This is a genomic window from Streptomyces sp. NBC_01463 (genome assembly GCA_036227345.1).
Taxonomy (GTDB): domain Bacteria; phylum Actinomycetota; class Actinomycetes; order Streptomycetales; family Streptomycetaceae; genus Streptomyces.
In genome coordinates this window covers 6,575,690-6,594,382 of record CP109468.1, presented here as the reverse complement: position 1 = coordinate 6,594,382, position 18,693 = coordinate 6,575,690, and the positions used below count along the sequence as shown (strand labels likewise).

Annotated in this window: 17 protein-coding genes and 1 riboswitch; of the genes, 9 read left to right on the top strand and 8 right to left on the bottom strand. The window is 71.4% G+C overall.

The genetic code is table 11. The features are described 5' to 3' along the window. Positions 1-4: 4 nt before the first annotated feature. The 5 genes from OG521_29080 to OG521_29060 all read right to left on the bottom strand — a co-directional run bounded on the left by OG521_29080 (position 5) and on the right by OG521_29060 (position 4,392). Positions 5-940 (bottom strand): hypothetical protein, encoded by a 936-nt coding sequence (locus tag OG521_29080; GenBank protein ID WUW24602.1) that lies wholly within the window; start codon positions 938-940, stop codon positions 5-7. A 51-nt stretch (positions 941-991) separates the two neighbouring features. Next, positions 992-1,909: a methylenetetrahydrofolate reductase [NAD(P)H] gene (gene metF / locus OG521_29075; GenBank protein WUW24601.1), complete on the bottom strand. Its 918-nt coding sequence runs from the start codon at positions 1,907-1,909 to the stop codon at positions 992-994. Positions 1,910-2,030: 121 nt separating this feature from the next. Further along, complete coding sequence (gene thiE / locus OG521_29070; GenBank protein WUW24600.1) at positions 2,031-2,684, bottom strand: thiamine phosphate synthase; 654 nt, start codon at positions 2,682-2,684, stop codon at positions 2,031-2,033. A gap of 100 nt (positions 2,685-2,784) precedes the next feature. Beyond that, a complete protein-coding gene (locus OG521_29065) occupies positions 2,785-3,150 on the bottom strand; it encodes an Rv2175c family DNA-binding protein (GenBank protein WUW24599.1) in 366 nt (121 codons plus the stop codon). A gap of 69 nt (positions 3,151-3,219) precedes the next feature. Beyond that, complete coding sequence (locus tag OG521_29060) at positions 3,220-4,392, bottom strand: FAD-dependent oxidoreductase (GenBank protein ID WUW26834.1); 1,173 nt, start codon at positions 4,390-4,392, stop codon at positions 3,220-3,222. Between the two features lie 207 nt (positions 4,393-4,599). Beyond that, a riboswitch (TPP riboswitch) is annotated at positions 4,600-4,713 on the top strand. Here OG521_29060 and thiO point away from each other — a divergent pair. The 6 genes from thiO to OG521_29030 all read left to right on the top strand — a co-directional run bounded on the left by thiO (position 4,710) and on the right by OG521_29030 (position 10,471). Continuing rightward, positions 4,710-5,891, top strand: coding sequence for a glycine oxidase ThiO (gene thiO / locus OG521_29055; protein ID WUW24598.1), 1,182 nt, complete (start codon positions 4,710-4,712; stop codon positions 5,889-5,891). (Overlaps the previous riboswitch by 4 nt.) Continuing rightward, positions 5,888-6,118, top strand: coding sequence for a sulfur carrier protein ThiS (gene thiS, locus OG521_29050; GenBank protein ID WUW24597.1), 231 nt, complete (start codon positions 5,888-5,890; stop codon positions 6,116-6,118). Before thiO ends, thiS begins: the two co-directional genes overlap by 4 nt. A gap of 2 nt (positions 6,119-6,120) precedes the next feature. Further along, complete coding sequence (locus OG521_29045; GenBank protein ID WUW24596.1) at positions 6,121-6,915, top strand: thiazole synthase; 795 nt, start codon at positions 6,121-6,123, stop codon at positions 6,913-6,915. 183 nt (positions 6,916-7,098) lie between these two features. Further along, the gene (gene pknB / locus OG521_29040; protein ID WUW24595.1) at positions 7,099-9,015 is read left to right on the top strand and encodes a Stk1 family PASTA domain-containing Ser/Thr kinase; all 1,917 of its coding nucleotides are present in this window, start codon (positions 7,099-7,101) and stop codon (positions 9,013-9,015) included. A 6-nt stretch (positions 9,016-9,021) separates the two neighbouring features. Beyond that, complete coding sequence (locus tag OG521_29035) at positions 9,022-9,879, top strand: deoxyribonuclease IV (GenBank protein ID WUW24594.1); 858 nt, start codon at positions 9,022-9,024, stop codon at positions 9,877-9,879. Positions 9,880-9,967: 88 nt separating this feature from the next. Further along, the gene (locus OG521_29030; protein WUW24593.1) at positions 9,968-10,471 is read left to right on the top strand and encodes a DUF4396 domain-containing protein; all 504 of its coding nucleotides are present in this window, start codon (positions 9,968-9,970) and stop codon (positions 10,469-10,471) included. A 24-nt stretch (positions 10,472-10,495) separates the two neighbouring features. Here OG521_29030 and OG521_29025 read toward each other — a convergent pair whose 3' ends face one another. Next, a complete protein-coding gene (locus OG521_29025) occupies positions 10,496-11,128 on the bottom strand; it encodes a sulfite oxidase-like oxidoreductase (protein WUW24592.1) in 633 nt (210 codons plus the stop codon). A 154-nt stretch (positions 11,129-11,282) separates the two neighbouring features. On the opposite strand from OG521_29025, the gene bfr reads away from it, so the two are divergent. Continuing rightward, entirely contained in the window at positions 11,283-11,762 is a 480-nt protein-coding gene (gene bfr / locus OG521_29020; GenBank protein WUW24591.1) for a bacterioferritin, read from the top strand. A 16-nt stretch (positions 11,763-11,778) separates the two neighbouring features. Here bfr and OG521_29015 read toward each other — a convergent pair whose 3' ends face one another. Both OG521_29015 and OG521_29010 read right to left on the bottom strand, forming a co-directional pair. Then, entirely contained in the window at positions 11,779-12,084 is a 306-nt protein-coding gene (locus tag OG521_29015; GenBank protein ID WUW24590.1) for a (2Fe-2S)-binding protein, read from the bottom strand. A 168-nt stretch (positions 12,085-12,252) separates the two neighbouring features. Then, positions 12,253-13,605, bottom strand: coding sequence for a 3-deoxy-7-phosphoheptulonate synthase class II (locus OG521_29010; GenBank protein WUW24589.1), 1,353 nt, complete (start codon positions 13,603-13,605; stop codon positions 12,253-12,255). A 148-nt stretch (positions 13,606-13,753) separates the two neighbouring features. Between OG521_29010 and OG521_29005 the strand changes: the two genes are divergently transcribed. Both OG521_29005 and OG521_29000 read left to right on the top strand, forming a co-directional pair. Then, a complete protein-coding gene (locus tag OG521_29005) occupies positions 13,754-16,534 on the top strand; it encodes an N-acetylmuramoyl-L-alanine amidase (protein WUW24588.1) in 2,781 nt (926 codons plus the stop codon). Positions 16,535-16,790: 256 nt separating this feature from the next. Further along, positions 16,791-18,671 (top strand): anthranilate synthase family protein, encoded by a 1,881-nt coding sequence (locus tag OG521_29000; protein WUW24587.1) that lies wholly within the window; start codon positions 16,791-16,793, stop codon positions 18,669-18,671. Positions 18,672-18,693 lie beyond the last annotated feature (22 nt).

Genomic DNA, 18,693 nt, shown 5'->3' with positions numbered 1-18,693 from the left:
GGGTTCAGTAGCGGTACTGGTCGTTGTAGCCCGTGTCGTAGCCGTTCGGGTACGGCGTCGGCTGGGCGGGCTGCTCCGGCGGCATCGGCGGGTACTGCTCGCCCTCGCGCTGCTGCGGCACCCAGACCCCGCCCGGCGGGGTGTCGGGGGCGTAGGGCTGGGACTGGGCCGGCTGCTGGGCGTACGGGTCGGCGAACTGCTGGCCGTTGCCGTAGCTGTCGTAGTTCTCGTCGTGCCCGTAGCCCCCGTACGTGCCGTACTGCTGCGTCCCCGCGGTGGTGCCGATGTACGGGTCGGAGTAGGCGGCGTACTGCTGCTGGTCCGTGCCGTAGTCGTACTGACCGGTGCCGGCGCCGGCGTAGGTGTCCTGGCCCGCTCCGGTGTACGGGGATTCCTGGCCCTGGGCCGGATACGCGGAGTAGTCGGTGTACGGGTCGTACGCGGCGTACTGCGGCTGCCCCTGGGGCTCGTGGTGCTGGTCCTGCTGCGGGCGGGGATCGGTGTAGATGCCGTACTGCCCGGTGTCGTCAGGCAGCGGCTCCGGCTCGTAGACCGCGGCCGGTCCGGACAGCGGTGCGGCCGCCGGCGGCGCCGGGGTCTCGTGGCCGTACTCCATCTCCAGGTCCGAGACCTGGAGCGTGGGCTCCCGCTCCGCGCCGGCGCGACGGCGGCGGCTCTCCCCGGGGCTGCCCCCTATGGCCCAGCCCGTCGAGAAGCCGCGGCGGAAGGAGAGCGTGACGTACGTCTGCCCCGTCGCGAAGGCGATCGCGCCGAGGGCGATGACGGGCACGGACGGCATCAGGACGCCGATGACCACACCGACGAAGCCGGTGAAGGCGAGCAGGCGCCAGCGCAGGCGTGCCTTGTACTGCAGCAGCACCTCACCGAGCAGCCACAGCGCAACGATGCCGAACGCGATGTAGAGGACCGTCCAGCCCATGCCCGCCCCCTTCTACGGCCACCGCCCCGGGGTGGTGGCGGGTACGGCCGGTCACGACTGCTTGTGCAGTCCGAGATTCTCGTAGATTTCGAGCGTCGCCGTCGAGTTGTTCAACGTGATGAAGTGCAGTCCGGGGACACCCTCGGAAAGCAGCTTCGCGCAGAACCGCGTTGCGAAGTCGATGCCAATGGAGCGTACAGCGGCGGGATCGTCCTTGGCGGCGAGGATGCGTTCTTTCAGGTCCGCGGGCAGGGTCGCGTTGCTGAGCTGGGCGAATCTCTCCAATTGCCGGACGCTGGTGAGGGGCATGACCTCGGGGATGACCGGGGTGTCGCAACCCGCAGCGACCACCCGGTCACGCATCCGGAGATAATTCTCCGGGTCGAAGAACATCTGCGTGATCGCGTAGTCCGCACCGGCGCGGCACTTGTCCACGAAATGCCGGATGTCGCTGTCCCAGTCGGCCGAGCGCGGATGCCGTTCGGGAAATGCCGCGACGCCGACACAGAAATCGCCGGATTCCTTGATCAGCCGGACGAGGTCCGCCGCGTACCGCACACCCTGCGCATGCTCGACCCACGGTCCCATCGGGTCGCCCGGCGGATCTCCGCGCACGGCGAGGATGTTCCGGATCCCGGCGTCCGCGTACTGGCCCACCATGTTGCGCAGCTCGGCGATGGAGTGGTTGACCGCCGTGAGGTGCGCGACCGGGGTGAGGGTGGACTCGGCCGCGATGTCCTGGGTCGCCTTCACCGTCCCGGCCCGGGTGGAGCCGCCGGCGCCGTAGGTCACGGAGACGAAGCTCGGCTGCACCGCCTCGACCCGGCGCAACGCGTTCCAGAGATTCCGCTCGCCCTTCTCGGTCTTGGGCGCCCAGAACTCGAACGAGTACGAGGTCTTGCCGGTCGCGAGCATCTCACGCACGGTGCGCGCGTGATCTGTCCTGGTGGAAGGTGTGCCAAGGGCCATACCGGCAGGTTAACCAGGGCACGGCGAGCACCCAACCGAACTGGGGCGATTTGGCTTGATTGCCCGAACTTTGTCCACGCTTCGGACACTCCTGTCCCGAACCGGCCGGTCGGGTTCCGGGTCAGGCGCCGGCGCGGTCCCGGATCCGGGCGGCCAGGTCCGCGGCCGCTGCGGCCGGATCGGCGGCCTCGGTGACGGCCCGCACGACGACGACCCGGCGTGCTCCGGCGTCCAGCACCTGGTCGAGGTTGCCCGCGTCGATCCCGCCGATGGCGAACCACGGGCGGGCGGGGGCGAGCGAGGCGGCGTACCGCACCAGGTCCAGGCCGGGGGCGTGCCGGCCGGGCTTGGTCGGGGTGGGCCAGCAGGGGCCGGTGCAGAAGTAGTCGACGCCGGGCTCGGCGACGGCCGCGTCGACCTCGGCCTCGGCGTGCGTGGAGCGGCCGATGACCACGTCCTGGCCGATGACGGCGCGGGCGGCCGGGACCGGCAGGTCGCCCTGGCCCAGGTGCAGCACATCGGATCCGATGGCGTGGGCGACGTCGGCCCGGTCGTTGACCGCGAGGAGCTTGCCGTGCCGCTTGCAGGCGTCGGCGAAGAGCGCGAGGTGTTCGAGCTCCTCTGCTGCCTCCATGCCCTTGTCGCGCAGCTGGATGATGTCGACACCGCCGGCGAGGACCGCGTCGAGGAACGCGGGCAGGTCACCCTGGCGCCGGCGGGCGTCCGTGCACAGGTAGAGCCGGGCGTCGGACAGCTGCGCGCGAGGCGTGGACATGGTGCGGTTCCCCCCGGGGAAGGCGATGGCGGTGGTTCGGTGGTGCGCACGGGGAATGCGGGCCGCGCGGCGCGGCCCGCATTCCCCGTGCGGCGGTCGGTCAGACGGCGAGCGCCTGGGCGCGGCGCTTCACCTCCGTGCCGCGATTCTCACTCAGTGCCTGCGCGGGCGTGCCCGGCAGGCTCGGGTCGGGTGTGAAGAGCCATTCCAGCATCTCCGCGTCGGAGTAGCCGTCGTCCCTCAGGAGCGTCAGGGTCCCCGAAAGGCCCTTGACCACCTTGTCGCCGTCGATGAAGGCGGCAGGCACCTGGAGCGCCCGGTTCTCACCACGGCGCACGGCGATGAGCTGGCCCTCCTTGACCAGCTGGCGCACGCGCGTCACCTCGACATCGAACATTTCGGCGATGTCGGGCAGGTGGAGCCAGGCGGGGACGAGAGCATCGATCTTTGCGTCAATCTCGGTCACGGGGACAAGCGTGCCATCCCGGACCGACAGTCGGTACCCGGGCCGACCGTACGGGGGTCGGACACCTGGTCAGAGCGTGGCCGATTTCAGCGGCACGGAGGGGTCGGCGACCCGCTCCGGGTCGAGTTCCGCCCCTGATTCGACGAGTTTGCGGCCCTGCGCGAGATCGCGCGGACGGCCGACCGCCAGTACGGCGACGAGCGCACCGGCGCGCAGCCAGCAGACCGACCACGCGGGGTCCGCCGGATCACCCCGCCACACCAGCGCGTCGGCCCCCGTGTGATGGCCCGCGTACTGGACGAAGCGGCCGAACTGCTCGGACCAGAAGTAGGGCACGGGGTCGTAGACGGGGGGCTGCCCCCCGTCCTCCCGGACGACGGCGGCGGCGACCGTGCGGGGGCCCTGGAGGGCGTTGTCCCAGTGGTGGACGAGCAGCCGTTCGCCGTACCGGGCCGAGGGGAAGGAGGCGCAGTCCCCGACCGCGTACACGTCGGGGAGCGAGGTGCGCAGCGACGCGTCGGCGGTCACCGATCCGTCCGGGCCGAGCGCGATACCCGATCCGGCCAGCCAGCCGGTCGCGGGCCGGGCTCCGATGCCGACGACGACCGCGTCGGCCGGGAGGGTGCGGCCGTCCGCGAGGGCGACCCGGCCGGGCTCGACGCGGGCGACCCGGGCGCCGGTGAGGAGCACGGCGCCGCTCTCGGTGTACCAGCCGGCCATCGGGGCGGCGACCTCGGCGGGCAGCGCGCCGGCGAGCGGGCGGTCCGCGGCCTCGACGACGGTGACGGCACAGCCGGCCGCCCGGGCGGCGGTGGCGAACTCGGCGCCGATCCAGCCGGCGCCGACGACCACGACGTCGTGCTGCCGTTCCAGGACCGGGCGCAGCCGGGCGGCGTCGTCCAGTGTGCGCAGGAGGTGGACGCCCGGGACGCCCTCGGAGCCGGGCAGCACCAGGGGTTCGGCGCCGGTGGCGACGACCAGGGCGTCGTACGGGACGGGCCCGTCCGGGGTGTCCAGTTCGTGGTCGGCCGCGCGCAGTGCCGTCACGTCGAGCCCGAGCCGCAGGGTGATGCCGAGCGCCTCGAAGTCGATGTCGAAGGCCGAGTCCTCGGCCTTGCCGAGGAGGACCGCCTTCGACAGCGGCGGCCGGTCGTACGGCTGGTGCGGTTCGGCGCCGATCAGCGTAACGGGGCCGGTGAAGCCCTGTTCGCGCAGGGCCACCGCGGTCTGCACGCCCGCCATGCCCGCTCCGGCGATCACGACGCGGCGGCCCGGCCGCGCTGCCTGCTGCTGTCCGGTCTGTTCGCTCACCTGTCCACCTTAATCACCTGACGGTCCGTCAGGCAGGTGGTTCCCGGATCGTCGCCCCGGACGCTCTCCCCGCGCCCGCGTCCACCGCGCCACGGCTCCCTTACCGGCCACGCGGGACGGGGTCTAGGGTGGCCCGTGCAAAGAACTCGCGGGAGCCCGGGCGCACCGGGCTGAGAGGGAGGCTGAACGGCCTCCGACCGTACGAACCTGATCCGGGTCATGCCGGCGAAGGGAGGGGCTGGACGCCCATGCGTATCCACCACACGAGCGGGTCCGACGTCCTCGTCATCGGGGGCGGCATCATCGGCCTGGTCACCGCCTGGCGGGCGGCGCAGCGCGGTCTTTCCACCGCCGTCGTCGATCCGGATCCGGGCGGCGGGGCCGCCCGGGTCGCGGCCGGCATGCTGGCCGCCGTCACCGAACTCCACTACGGCGAGGAGATGCTGCTCGGTCTCAACGTCGCCTCCGCCGTGCGCTACCCGTCGTTCGCGGCGGAGCTGGAGGCCGCGAGCGGACAGGACATCGGCTTCCGGACCTGCGGCACCCTGGCCGTCGCGCTGGACGCCGACGACCGCGCCCATCTGCGGGACCTGCACGCCCTGCAGCGGCGTTCGGGGCTGGAGTCCGAGTGGCTCACCGGCCGTGAGTGCCGCCGGCTGGAACCGATGCTGGCCCCGGGCGTACGGGGCGGGCTGCGGGTCGACGGCGACCATCAGGTCGACCCGCGCCGGCTGGCCGCCGCGCTGCTGACGGCGTGCGAGCGGGCCGGAGTCGTCTTCCACCGCCACCGGGCCGAGCGGCTCACGGTGGCGCGCGACCGGGCGACCGGAGCCGGGCTGGCCGACGGCACGCACCCGGCGGCCGATCAGGTCGTGCTCGCCGCGGGCAGTCTCAGCGGCCGGCTCGCGGGCGTGCCGGAGCACGTCCTGCCGCCGGTCCGCCCGGTGAAGGGCCAGGTGCTGCGGCTGACCGTACCCACCGCGTACGCCCCCTTCCTCTCCCGCACCGTGCGGGCCGTGGTCCGGGGCAGCCACGTCTATCTCGTACCGCGCGAGAACGGCGAGCTGGTCGTCGGCGCCACCAGCGAGGAGATGGGCTGGGACACCACCGTCACGGCGGGCGGCGTGTACGAGCTGCTGCGCGACGCCCACGAGCTGGTGCCGGGCATCACCGAGCTGCCGCTCACCGAGACGCGCGCCGGTCTGCGCCCCGCCTCCCCGGACAACGCCCCGCTGCTCGGCCGCACCGCCCTGCCCGGCCTCCATCTCGCCACCGGCCACCACCGCAACGGGGTGCTGCTCACCCCCGTCACCGGTGATGCCATGGCGCAGCTGCTGGCCGACGGCGAGCTGCCCGAGGTGGCCCGCCCCTTCTCCCCCGGCCGTTTCTCCCCCACCGCCGCCCCCGCACGTCAGGAGCAGCCCGCATGAGCGAGCCCGTCCCCCTCCCCGCCTCCGTCTCCGTGTCCGTGAACGGCGAGACCGTCGCCGTCGCGCCGGGCACCACGCTGGACGCCCTCGTCGCCTCGCTGACCGGTGCGCCGTCGGGCGTCGCGGCCGCCCTGAACGAGACCGTCGTACCGCGCGGCCAGTGGCCCGCGGCCGCGCTCGCCGACGGCGACCGGGTCGAGGTCCTGACCGCTGTCCAGGGAGGCTGACCGTGTCCGACGACCTCTTCACCCTCGGCGGCACCGTGTTCGGCTCGCGGCTGATCATGGGAACGGGCGGGGCGCCCAGCCTGGATGTGCTGGAGCGCTCGCTGACCGCCTCCGGCACCGAGCTGACCACCGTCGCGATGCGCCGGCTGGACCCGACCGTGCAGGGCTCCGTGCTCTCCGTCCTGGAGCGGCTCTCCATCCGGGTGCTGCCGAACACCGCGGGCTGCTTCACGGCCGGCGAGGCCGTGCTCACCGCCCGCCTCGCCCGCGAGGCGCTCGGCACCGACTGGGTCAAGCTGGAGGTGGTGGCCGACGAGCGCACCCTGCTGCCGGACCCCGTCGAGCTGCTGGACGCGGCGGAGACGCTGGTGGACGACGGCTTCACCGTGCTGCCCTACACGAACGACGACCCGGTGCTGGCCCGGAAGCTGGAGGACGTGGGGTGCGCGGCGGTCATGCCGCTCGGCTCCCCCATCGGCTCCGGTCTGGGCATCCGCAATCCGCACAACTTCCAGCTGATCGTCGAGCAGGCGCGGGTGCCGGTGATCCTGGACGCGGGCGCCGGCACCGCGTCGGACGCGGCGCTCGCCATGGAGCTGGGGTGTGCGGCCGTGATGCTGGCGTCCGCGGTGACCCGGGCCCAGGAACCCGAGCTGATGGCCGCCGCGATGCGCCATGCGGTGGAGGGCGGGCGGCTCGCGTACCGGGCGGGACGCATCCCGCGCCGGCACTTCGCGGAGGCGTCGTCACCGGCGGCGGGGCGTGCGGTGCTGGATCCGGAGCGCCCGGCGTTCTGAGCCGGGCGCCCGGCCGGTGCGTGAGGCGGATCTCATGGACCGGTCGCGGCCCGACCGGGGCCCGGGCCACGCCCCGGTCGGTGACGGCGGATCGCATGTCCCTGTCACGGCTCGGCTGCAGTACGGCCCCGGGATCGCCCCGGCCAGTCGGCCGTGTCCGCGGTGGCTCGTAGACTCGGCTGCGTGGATACGACCCTCCAGGACCCTCTCGTCGGGCAGCTGCTCGACGGCCGCTACCGCGTCGATGCCCGCATCGCCGTGGGCGGCATGGCCACGGTCTACCGGGCCATGGACACCCGGCTCGACCGGGTGCTCGCCCTCAAGGTGATGCATCCGGCGCTCGCGACCGACGCCTCGTTCGTCGAGCGCTTCATCCGCGAGGCCAAGTCGGTGGCCCGGCTGGCGCACCCCAACGTGGTCGCGGTCTTCGACCAGGGCGCGCAGGAGCAGTACGTCTACCTCGCGATGGAGTACGTCGCCGGCTGCACGCTGCGCGACGTGCTTCGCGAGCGGGGCGCCCTTCAGCCGCGGGCCGCGCTGGACATCCTGGAGCCGGTCCTCGCCGCGCTGGGCGCCGCCCACCGGGCGGGTTTCATCCACCGGGACATGAAGCCGGAGAACGTGCTGATCGGCGACGACGGCCGGGTCAAGGTCGCCGACTTCGGCCTGGTCCGGGCGGTCGGCTCGGTCACGGACACCACCGGCACCATCCTGGGCACGGTCTCCTATCTCGCCCCCGAGCAGATCGAGCACGGCACCACGGACACCCGCGCCGATGTGTACGCCTGCGGCGTCGTGCTGTACGAGATGCTCACGGGCGCCAAGCCGCACACCGGGGACTCCCCCGCGCAGGTCATCTACCAGCATCTCAACGAGGGCGTCCCGGCTCCCTCGGCCGTCGTCCCCGGACTCGCGCCCGGGCTCGACCACCTGGTGGCGAGCGCCACCGCCCGTGACCCCGAGGCCCGTCCGTTCGACGCGGTGGCGCTGCTCGCCGAGTCCCGCGTGGTCCGGTCCGGCCTCACCGACGCCCAGCTGGACGCGGTGCCGCCGCAGGCCGTGGCCGAGGTGCACGACGACGCCGAGGACCGTACCCGGGTGATCCCCCGGGTGCTGCCGCCCGGCCAGGGCACCGCGCACCACACCAGCCGGCTGGAGATGCCCCCGCCGCTGCCCCCGCAGCCGCCGGCCCGGCCGGGCCGGCGCGGGGCGCCGCGGCGCGGCGTCATCGCGGTGGTCCTGGCCCTGCTGCTGGTCCTGGGGGTCGGCGGTGGCGTCTGGTACATCAACGTCGGACAGTTCACCCGGGTCCCCTCCCTGCTGGGCCAGAGCCAGAAGGCGGCCGAGGGACGGCTCTCGGACGCCGGTCTGGAGCTGAAGGGCGTCCGGCGGGCCTACAGCGACACCGTCGACCGCGGTCAGGTGATCAGCAGCGACCCGAAGTCGGGTGCCAAGATCCGGGGCAACGGCTCGGTCGCGCTCGTCGTCTCGCGCGGGCCCGAGATCGTCCAGGTCCCCGACGTCGCGGGCATCGAGCTGTCCGACGCCAAGCGGCGGCTGGAGAAGGCGGGCCTGGCGCCCGGCATGATCACCAAGGAGTTCAGCGAGGACGCGGCGGCCGGTGAGGTGGTTCGTACGGACCCGGAGGCGGGCGCCGAGCGCCACCCGGACACCGCGGTCGCGATCGTGGTCTCCAAGGGCAGCCCGGTCGATGTCCCCGACGTCACCGGCGAGTCGGCCGACGACGCCACGGCGGAGCTGGAGGACGCCGGCCTCAAGGTCGTCGTCGCACCGGGCCGGGTCAGCTCCCCGGAGGACGAGGGCAACGTCGCCCGCCAGTCGGTCCCCGAGGGCACCGAGGCCGCCGAGGGCGACACCGTCACCCTGACCGTGTCCAGCGGCCCGCGGATGATCGACGTCCCGGACGTCACCGGCAAGGACGTCGACGACGCCCGCGGCGAGCTGGAGGACGCGGGCTTCGAGGTCAAGGTCGACCGCCCGTTCCTCTCCTTCAGCGACACCATCGCGAGCCAGTCCGTGGACGGCGGCGACCGGGCGCCCGAGGGCAGCACCATCACCATCAAGACCAAGGGGCTCTAGATCACCATGCGCAACCCTGTCGGCGGTCACGTCCCGGTGGCCGGCGGCCTCGCCAAGGTCGGGCTCCCCTACGCCCGCGGGATGGGCGCGGAGGCCGTCCAGGTCTTCGTCGCCAATCCGCGCGGCTGGGCGACCCCGGCCGGGAATCCGGCGCAGGACGAACAGTTCCGCACCGAGTGCGCCGCCGAGTCGATACCGGCGTACGTCCACGCCCCGTATCTGATCAACTTCGGCTCGCACACCCCGGCGACCGTCGAGAAGTCCGTGGAGTCGCTGCGCCACTCGCTGCGCCGGGCCCGCGAGATCGGCGCCCTGGGCGTCGTGGTGCACACCGGTTCGGCGACCAACGGCCGGCCGCGCGAGGAGGCGCTGGCCCAGGTGCGCACCCACATGCGGCCGCTGCTGGACGAGCTGACGCACGACGACGACCCGTTCCTGCTGCTGGAGTCGACCGCGGGCCAGGGTTTCTCGCTCTGCTCACGGACCTGGGACTTCGGACCGTACTTCGACGCGCTCGACGCCCACCCGAAGCTCGGCATCTGCCTCGACACCTGCCACATCTTCGCGGCGGGCCACGATCTGGCCGGGCCGGGCGGCATGAAGGAGACGCTGGACCTGCTGGTGGAGACGGTCGGCGAGGGCCGGCTGAAGCTGATCCACGCCAATGACTCCAAGGACGTGGCCGGGGCCCACAAGGACCGGCACGAGAACATCGGCGAGGGCCACATCGGCGAGGAGCCGTTCCGGGAGCTGTTCTCGCACCCGGCCACCGAGGGGGTGCCGCTGGTCATCGAGACCCCCGGCGGCACGGCGGGGCACGCGGCGGACGTGACCCGGCTGAAGGAGCTGCGCGGGCGGGACTGACCGGGCGGACACCCGTTGAGGAATACCCCAGGGGGGTATACGGTTCCTATGGTCGACAGGAACCGCTCCTCGGCATTGGGGGAACACCATGCAGGACCACGCAGAGCACGGGCAGCACACCGGTCACGCGGGCCACGGTGAGCACGGGGCCGGCGGCACGAGCTGGGCGACGGCCGCCCGGGCGACCCTCCACTGCCTCACGGGATGCGCCATCGGCGAGGTCCTCGGCATGGTGATCGGCACGGCGTTGGGCTGGGGCAACGTACCGACGATGGTCCTGGCGATCATCCTGGCGTTCTTCTTCGGCTACACACTGACCCTGCGGTCCGTCCTGAGGTCGGGCATCGACTTCGGGACCGCGTTCCGGATCGCCCTCGCGGCCGACACGCTCTCCATCGCGGTGATGGAGCTGATCGACAACGGGGTGATCGTCCTGTGGCCCGGCGCCATGGACGCGATACTCTCGGACGCCCTGTTCTGGGGAGCGCTCGCGATCTCGCTCGCCGTCGCGTTCGTCGTCACCACACCGGTGAACAAGTGGATGATCGGCCGCGGGAAGGGCCACGCGGTGGTGCACCGCTACCACCACTGAGCGAGCGCGGCGGGAGGTGCGGGGTCAGAGCTCGGGGCCGTCCCCGGGCTCCTCCTGGTAGGAGTAACGCTGCTCCCGCCAGGGATCGCCGATGTTGTGGTAGCCGCGCTCCTCCCAGAAACCCCGGCGGTCGGCGGTCATGTACTCGATGCCCCGGACCCACTTGGGGCCCTTCCAGGCGTACAGGTGCGGCACGAGGAGGCGGAGCGGGAAACCGTGTTCGGCGGTGAGCAGTTCGCCGCCCTTGTGGGTGGCGAACAGGGTCCGCCCTGAGGTGAAGTCGTCCAGCCGGAGGTTCGAGCTGAAGCCGTACTCCGCCCAGACCATCACATGGGTGACCTGGGGGGCGGGCGGTGCGAGAGCCACGACGTCACGGGCGAGCACCCCGCCCCATTCGGCGCCGAGCATGCTGAATTTGGTCACGCAGTGAAGATCGGCGACGACCGAGGAGAAAGGCAGTGCGGAGAATTCCTGATGGTTCCAGCAGTGCTTCTCGCCGTCGGCGGTGGCACCGAAGACCCGGAACTCCCAGCGGTCGGGCTTGAACTTGGGCACCGGACCGTAATGGGTAACCGGCCAGCCGCGCTGCAGTCGCTGTCCCGGCGGAAGCTCGGACTGCTCTGATGCGCGGTGTTCCCGGCTTTCCGGCTGACCCATGACTCCATGGTGACAGACAGGCAGGGGTGGTCATGACCAGGGCAGAGGCGATTCGGGCAACTCCTACTAAGCGTGCACTTACTGGACGACCACCGGGTGCGATGCGAGGATGCGGCCAACTTGCCCAGTTCACCGGTTGGAAGGAGCCTCTGCGATGCAGGGCGACCCCGAGGTCCTCGAGTTCCTGAACGAACAGCTGACCGCCGAATTGACTGCCATCAATCAATATTTTCTGCACGCGAAGATGCAGGACAACTTCGGCTGGACGAAGCTCGCGAAGTACACACGCGCCGAGTCCTTCGACGAGATGAAGCATGCCGAGATCCTGACCGACCGCATTCTCTTCCTCGACGGGCTGCCGAACTACCAGCGCCTTTTCCATGTACGGGTGGGCCAGACGGTCACCGAGATGTTCCAGGCGGACCGCCAGGTCGAGGTGGAGGCGATCGACCGCCTCAAGCGCGGCATCGAGCTGATGCGCACCAAGGGCGACATCACGTCCGCGAACATCTTCGAGTCGATCCTGGCGGACGAAGAGCACCACATCGACTATCTCGACACCCAGCTGGAACTGGTCGAGAAGCTCGGCGAGCCGCTCTACATCGCGCAGCTGATCGAGCAGCCGGAGAGCTGACCGGAGCCGGGCGGCGTCAGGCGGCGTCGGGAAGCGACAGCGACGCGGGAACGGGGCCGGTGCCGGTGGCGACGACCTGATCGGCATCGGGAACGGCGCCGGCCGTGAGACGGTCCGCGGTGCCCGGCGTCCGCTTCTGGTCCAGCAGATCACGACGCGGGCAGGCGCCGCGGCCGAGCATCGCCTGGATGGCGCGGACACAGCCGCCGCAGTCGGTCCCCGCCTTGCAGGCGGAGGCTATCTGGCGGGGCGTGCAGGCGCCCGCTTCCGCATGCTTCTTGACCTGCTGCTCCGTAACGCCGAAGCACGAGCAGACGTACATGCGGTTCACCTCCCGGCGGGATGGATCGTGGCTGCCGCCCCTTAATCGGTGAGGCTAACCTAACCTTACCCGCCGCTCAAGGCCCGCAAAAGCCCCGGAACGCACTGTGGGGCACGGATCACATCGATCCGTGCCCCACAGTCGTACGTGTGCTACCTGCCGTGATGCCTACTGGTCCCGGTACATCTCGGCGACCAGGAACGCGAGGTCCAGCGACTGGCTGCGGTTGAGCCGCGGGTCGCAGGCGGTCTCGTAGCGCTGGTGGAGATCGTCCACGAAGATCTCGTGGCCGCCGCCCACGCACTCGGTGACGTCGTCACCGGTGAGCTCGACGTGGATGCCGCCCGGGTGCGTGCCGAGGCCCTTGTGCACCTCGAAGAAGCCCTTGACCTCGTCCAGGACGTCGTCGAAGCGGCGGGTCTTGTGGCCGGACGCGGCCTCGAAGGTGTTGCCGTGCATCGGGTCGGTCACCCAGGCCACCGTCGCGCCGGACGCGGTGACCTTCTCGACCAGCTCGGGGAGCTTGTCGCGGACCTTGTCGGCGCCCATCCGGACGATGAAGGTCAGCCGGCCGGGCTCGCGCTCGGGGTCGAGGCGCTCGATGTAGCCGAGTGCCTCGTCGACGGTGGTCGTCGGGCCGAGCTTGATGCCGATGGGGTTGCGGATCTTCGAGGCGAACTCGATGTGCGCGCCGTCCATCTGGCGGGTGCGCTCACCGATCCACACCATGTGGCCCGAGGTGTCGTAGAGCTGGCCGGTGCGCGAGTCGGTGCGGGTGAGCGCCGACTCGTAGTCCAGCAGCAGGCCCTCGTGCGAGGAGTAGAACTCGACGGCCTTGAACTCGGCCGGGTCCGTGCCGCACGCCTTCATGAAGTTCAGCGCGTTGTCGATCTCGCGGGCCAAGGCCTCGTAGCGCTGGCCGGACGGGGACGACTTCACGAAGTCCTGGTTCCAGGCGTGCACCTGGCGCAGGTCGGCGTAACCGCCGGTGGTGAAGGCGCGGACGAGGTTCAGCGTGGAAGCGGATGCGTGGTACATCTGCTTCAGCCGGTCCGGGTCCGGGATGCGGTCGGCCTCGGTGAAGGCGAAGCCGTTGACGGAGTCGCCGCGGTAGGTCGGCAGCGTCACGCCGTCGCGGGTCTCGGTCGACTTGGAGCGCGGCTTGGAGTACTGACCGGCGATCCGGCCCACCTTGACGACGGGCACGGAGGCCGCGTAGGTGAGGACGGCGCTCATCTGGAGCAGCGTCTTCAGCTTGGCGCGGATGTGCTCGGCCGACACGGCGTCGAAGGCCTCGGCGCAGTCACCGCCCTGCAGCAGGAACGCCTCGCCCTTGGCGACGGCTCCCATGCGGGCGCGCAGCTGGTCGCACTCGCCGGCGAAGACGAGCGGCGGATACGACGCGAGGTCCGCGAGTACATCGCGCAGGGCCTCGGAGTCGGGGTACTCGGGCTGCTGCGCCGCGGGAAGGTCTCGCCAGGTGTTGCCACCGGCGACGGAGGTATTGGCGTTCACGGTCACGCCTCCACATTACGGGGTCGCGTCCACCGTTTTTCCGGGTGCTCAACGGATGAGACGGTCCCCGGCCCTGCCAGTGACGAGGACCACAACAGGGCCTGCTAGCCTCACGTCTTTCTGAATTGAACAAGTGGACCACAGGGGTGGGGCTTTGAAGCGGAATCACCGCAGGGACCTCAGGAAGAGACGACTGCTGTACGGGGTGGGGGCGGCGGTCGTGGCGACCGCCACGATCGGCACCCTGGCCATGGCCTCGCAGGACACCACCACCGCGGACGGCAAGCAGGTGTCCGCGGCGGGTGCGCTGCAGAAGCAGTTCGCGGACGCGGCGTCCGAGTTCGACGTCCCGCAGAGCGTGCTGATGGCGGTCTCGTACCGGCAGACGCTGTGGGAGAGCCACGACGGCGAGCCGAGCACGAGCGGCGCGTACAACGTGATGGGGCTGACCAGTGTGTCGCCCGACGACGTCGAGCAGCCGGACGACAAGGCACGTCTGGCGCACATGAACATGAGCGGCCGGCCGGAGTTCGAGAAGACCTTCGACGCCGCCAAGGCGCTGCGCAGCCTGCCGAAGAAGACCGTGGACACCGACGACCCGCGGCTGCACACCCTGGACGAGGCCGCCGGTCTCATCGACTCCGGCACGGACGCGGTCCGCAACGACACCGAGGAGAGCATCCGCGCGGGGGCGGCGCTGCTCGCCGAGTACCAGCGGGATGCGACGGACTCGCTGCCGGACGACGCGGCCCACTGGTATCCCGCGGTGGCGCGCTTCAGCCAGTCGCCGGACAAGAAGGGCGCCGACCTCTTCGCGAAGCGCGTCTTCGAGTCGATCAGGACGGGTGAGCAGGCGCTCACCCAGGACGGCCAGCAGGTCACGCTTCCCGCCGACCCCTCGGTCGAGCCGGTCAAGCCGTCGAACGTGCCGCTCGCCGCGACCTTCGCGAGCACCGCCGCGGTCCCGACGCCCGAATGCCCGGCCGGTCTGAACTGCAACTTCGTTCCCTCGAAGACGTCGAGCACGGGCAAGCGCAGTTACACGCCCGCCGTGCGGCCCGCGCAGGGCGTCGACATCCGGCAGATCGTGATCCACGACACCGAGGGCGACTACGCAACCTCGCTCAACACGCTCACGAGCCCGGACTCGGCCGTGAGCGCGAACTACCTCGTCCGCGCCTCGGACGGTCTGGTCACCCAGCTGGTCGAGAACAAGAACCTGGCGTGGCACGCGGGCAACTGGACCCTGAACATGCACACCATCGGGGTGGAGCACGAGGGCTACGCCATCAAGGCGGGCAGCTGGTACAGCGAGTCGCAGTACGAGTCCACCTCGGCCCTGGTGAAGTTCCTGGCGGACAAGTACGGCATCCCGCTGGACCGCGAGCACATCATCGGACACGACGATGTGCCCGTACAGCTCGACCGGAACAGCTCGGACACCCACTGGGACCCGGGACCGTTCTGGGACTGGAACCACTTCATGGACCTGATGGGCGCTCCGACGGGCGCCGGTGGCGCCGGCGGTCCCGTCAAGGCGGGTCAGCTGGTCCGTGTGGTGCCGCCGTTCACCACGGCCAACCAGCCCAAGCTGACGGTCGGCACCAAGGCGGTCACCACGCAGCCGGCCAACTTCGGCTACCTCTACACCTCGCCGTCGACGACCGCGACCACGCTGAGCGACCCGTACTTCTCGGCGCTCTGGAGCGAGGGCTCGAACTGGTCCAACAAGGTCCGCGCAGGCGGCACCTACGTCGTCGCCGAGGCGAAGACCGACTGGACGGCGATCTGGTACGGCGGGAAGAAGGGCTGGTTCCACAACCCCGGCGGCCAGTACACCGTGCCGCTCGCGTCCGCCCCCCGCCTGGTGAAGGCCAAGGCAGGTGTGACGGTCCGGATCTACGGACGCTCCTACCCGGAGACCGCCGCCTACACCGCCGCGGGCCTGGAGGCTCCGACGGACAACCCGGACTACCTGACCAAGTACACGCTCCCCGCCGGCCAGGCGTACGCGCAGGCGGGCCCGGAGGTGAAGGGCGACGACTGGTTCGGCTCCGCCCAGAAGAACGTCGTGGGCACCACCGGCTACCTTCCGATCCGCTACAACCACCGCATGGCGTGGGTGAAGGCGAGCGACGTCACGACCGGCACCAGTGTCGCCCCGGACGCCGGCACCAACCGGTACAACATCCTGGGCCGCGACTCCGCCGGTGTGCTCTGGCAGTACCAGGGCACCGGCAGCGCCACCACGCCGTTCTACGGCCGCTACCGGGTGGGTCCGGGCTGGCAGGGCTACAACGCCCTCACGGCGATGACCGCGCTGCGGGCCGACGGCACGGGCGACATGGTGGCCCGGGACACGAGCGGCTACCTCTGGTACTACCGGGGCGGCAGCAGCCCGAGCAAGCCGTTCATGACCCGGCTGAAGGTCGGCGGCGGCTGGGGTGTCTACAACGGCATGTGGGGCGCCCGCGATCTGAACGGTGACGGCAGGGCCGACCTGATCGCCCGCGACGCGTCCAACGTCCTCTGGTTCTACCAGGGCACCGGCGACCCGGCGAAGCCCTTCGCGACGAAGGCACGGGTCGGCGGCGGCTGGGGGGTCTACAACACCCTGGTCCCCACCGGTGACCTGACCGCGGACGGCAAGGCGGACCTGGTGGCCCGGGACAAGGACGGGGTGCTGTGGCTCTACAGGGGCACCGGCGACCCGGCCGCGCCGTACGCCGCGCGCAGCCAGGTCGGCAAGGGCTGGGGGGTCTTCAAGGACCTCCTCGGTCCGAGCGACCTGAACCGTGACGGCATCCCGGACCTGATCGCCCGGGACAGCGCGGGCGTGCTCTGGTACTACCGGTCCACGGGTGACCTGGCGAAGCCGTTCGCGCCGATGGCGAAGGTCGGCGGCGGCTGGGGCATCTACAACACGCTGGTCTGATCCTCGTCGGATCAGGCCGGTGAAGGGGTCCGGTCCGCCCGCTGGGCGGATCGGGCCCCTTCGTGCGTCGTGATGGGTTAGGGTTCGGGCATGTTCGCGCACTCGACCCGTAATTGGTGGTGGACCGCTCATCCGGCGGCCCACTGATCGCGCGTACACACCGACGCAGAGGCCGCCCGAGGGGCGGCCTTTTCCGTGTTGACGGGCCGTTCCTCCCAGCTGATTCACGTTGATTCCAGTGGAAGGAACACCACCGATGGCACCGCACGCGATCATCTCCAGACTCCTGGGCGACGACTGCCCGCCGTTCGCCCTGCTGCGCAGGCGCACCCCCGGTCACGACCACGACACCGTCGAGGTGCTGATCGGCCGGGTCCGGGAGGTGGACCGGCTCGCCGGGATCCCGGTGGGCGAGGCGCCCGCGCTCGCCCTGGTGCCGTTCCGGCAGATCGCCGAGCGCGGCTTCGACGTCCGCGACGACGGCACTCCGCTGTCCGTGCTCCTCGCGGACGAGACGTACACGATGACGCTCGACGAGGCGCTGGAGCTGCTCCCCCGCCATGCGGTGCGGGTCGAGGACGGTGCGTTCGACGTGTCCGACGAGGAGTACGCGGGGACGGTGCGGCGGGTCATCGAGGACGAGATCGGCCGTGGCGAGGGCGCGAACTTCGTCATCCGGCGCACCTTCCGCGGTGAGATCCCGGGGTTCGGCCGGGCGGACGCGCTGGCGTTGTTCCGGCGGCTGCTGGCCGGTGAGCGGGGCGCCTACTGGACGTTCGTCGTGCACACCGGGGACAGGACGCTTGTGGGGGCCAGCCCCGAGGTGCACGTCCGGATGTCCGGCGGGACGGTCGTGATGAACCCGATCAGCGGAACGTACCGCTACCCCGCCGAAGGGCCGACCGCCGAGAACCTGCTGGCCTTCCTCGGTGACCGCAAGGAGACCGAGGAGCTCTCCATGGTGGTCGACGAGGAGCTCAAGATGATGTGCACCGTCGGCGACATGGGCGGGGTGGTGATCGGTCCGCGGCTCAAGGAGATGGCCCATCTCGCGCACACGGAGTACGAGTTGCGCGGGCGTTCCTCGCTGGATGTGCGGGAGGTGCTGAAGGAGACCATGTTCGCGGCGACGGTCACCGGCTCCCCCGTGCAGAACGCCTGCCGGGTGATCGAGCGGTACGAGTCCGGCGGGCGCGGCTACTACGCGGGCGCGCTGGCGCTCCTGCGACGGGCCCCCGACGGCACGCAGACGCTGGACTCGCCGATCCTGATCCGGACCGCCGACATCTCGGCCGCCGGGGAGCTGCGGGTACCGGTCGGGGCGACGCTGGTGCGCCACTCGGACCCGGAGAGCGAGGTCGCCGAGACCCATGCGAAGGCGGCCGGTGTGCTGGCCGCGCTGGGTGTGCGGCCGGGCCGGCCGAAGGCCGAGGGGGCGCGGCCGCGGCTGGCCGACGACCCGCGGGTGCGGGCGGCCCTGGATGCCAGGCGGGACGGGCTGGCGCCCTTCTGGCTGCGGATGCAGGAGCGCACCGACACGCTGTCCGGCCATGCGCTGGTGATCGACGGCGAGGACACGTTCACCTCGATGCTGGGGCATCTGCTGCGCGCATCGGGTCTCGACGTGTCGGTGCGCCGCTACGACGAGCCGGGGCTGCGCGAGACCGTCCGGGCGCACGAGGGGCCCGTCGTGCTGGGCCCGGGGCCGGGCGATCCGGGCGACCGGACCGATCCGAAGATGGTCCTGCTGCGCGCGCTGGCCGCGGAGCTCGTCCGGGACCACCGGCACGGGCTGCTCGGGGTGTGCCTGGGCCATGAGCTGATCGCGGCGGAGCTGGGGCTGGAGATCGTCCGCAAGACCGTGCCGTACCAGGGGGCGCAGACCCGGATCGACCTGTTCGGACGCCCGGAGACCGTCGGCTTCTACAACAGCTTCACCGCGCGCTGCGACGAGGCTGCCGTCACCGAGCTGTCGGCGCACGGAATCGCGACGAGCCTGGACCCGGCGACCGGGGAGCTGCACGCGCTGCGCGGGCCCGGCTTCGCGTCGGTGCAGTTCCATCCGGAGTCGGTGCTGACGCTGCGCGGGGCGGCGATCGTCGGCGAGCTGCTGGCGGGGCTGCCGGTGCGCGGCTGAACCCGTCCGGTCCGGGCCCTGG

Coding starts and splice junctions, on each gene's coding strand:
- bfr (WUW24591.1), top strand. CDS start 11,283: ATGCAGGGCGACCCCGAGGTCCTCGAGTTCCTGAACGAACAGCTGACC.
- OG521_29030 (WUW24593.1), top strand. CDS start 9,968: ATGCAGGACCACGCAGAGCACGGGCAGCACACCGGTCACGCGGGCCAC.
- OG521_29000 (WUW24587.1), top strand. CDS start 16,791: ATGGCACCGCACGCGATCATCTCCAGACTCCTGGGCGACGACTGCCCG.
- thiO (WUW24598.1), top strand. CDS start 4,710: ATGCGTATCCACCACACGAGCGGGTCCGACGTCCTCGTCATCGGGGGC.
- thiS (WUW24597.1), top strand. CDS start 5,888: ATGAGCGAGCCCGTCCCCCTCCCCGCCTCCGTCTCCGTGTCCGTGAAC.
- metF (WUW24601.1), bottom strand. CDS start 1,909: ATGGCCCTTGGCACACCTTCCACCAGGACAGATCACGCGCGCACCGTG.
- OG521_29035 (WUW24594.1), top strand. CDS start 9,022: ATGCGCAACCCTGTCGGCGGTCACGTCCCGGTGGCCGGCGGCCTCGCC.
- thiE (WUW24600.1), bottom strand. CDS start 2,684: ATGTCCACGCCTCGCGCGCAGCTGTCCGACGCCCGGCTCTACCTGTGC.
- OG521_29015 (WUW24590.1), bottom strand. CDS start 12,084: ATGTACGTCTGCTCGTGCTTCGGCGTTACGGAGCAGCAGGTCAAGAAG.
- OG521_29080 (WUW24602.1), bottom strand. CDS start 940: ATGGGCTGGACGGTCCTCTACATCGCGTTCGGCATCGTTGCGCTGTGG.
- OG521_29025 (WUW24592.1), bottom strand. CDS start 11,128: ATGGGTCAGCCGGAAAGCCGGGAACACCGCGCATCAGAGCAGTCCGAG.
- OG521_29060 (WUW26834.1), bottom strand. CDS start 4,392: ATGGCGGGCGTGCAGACCGCGGTGGCCCTGCGCGAACAGGGCTTCACC.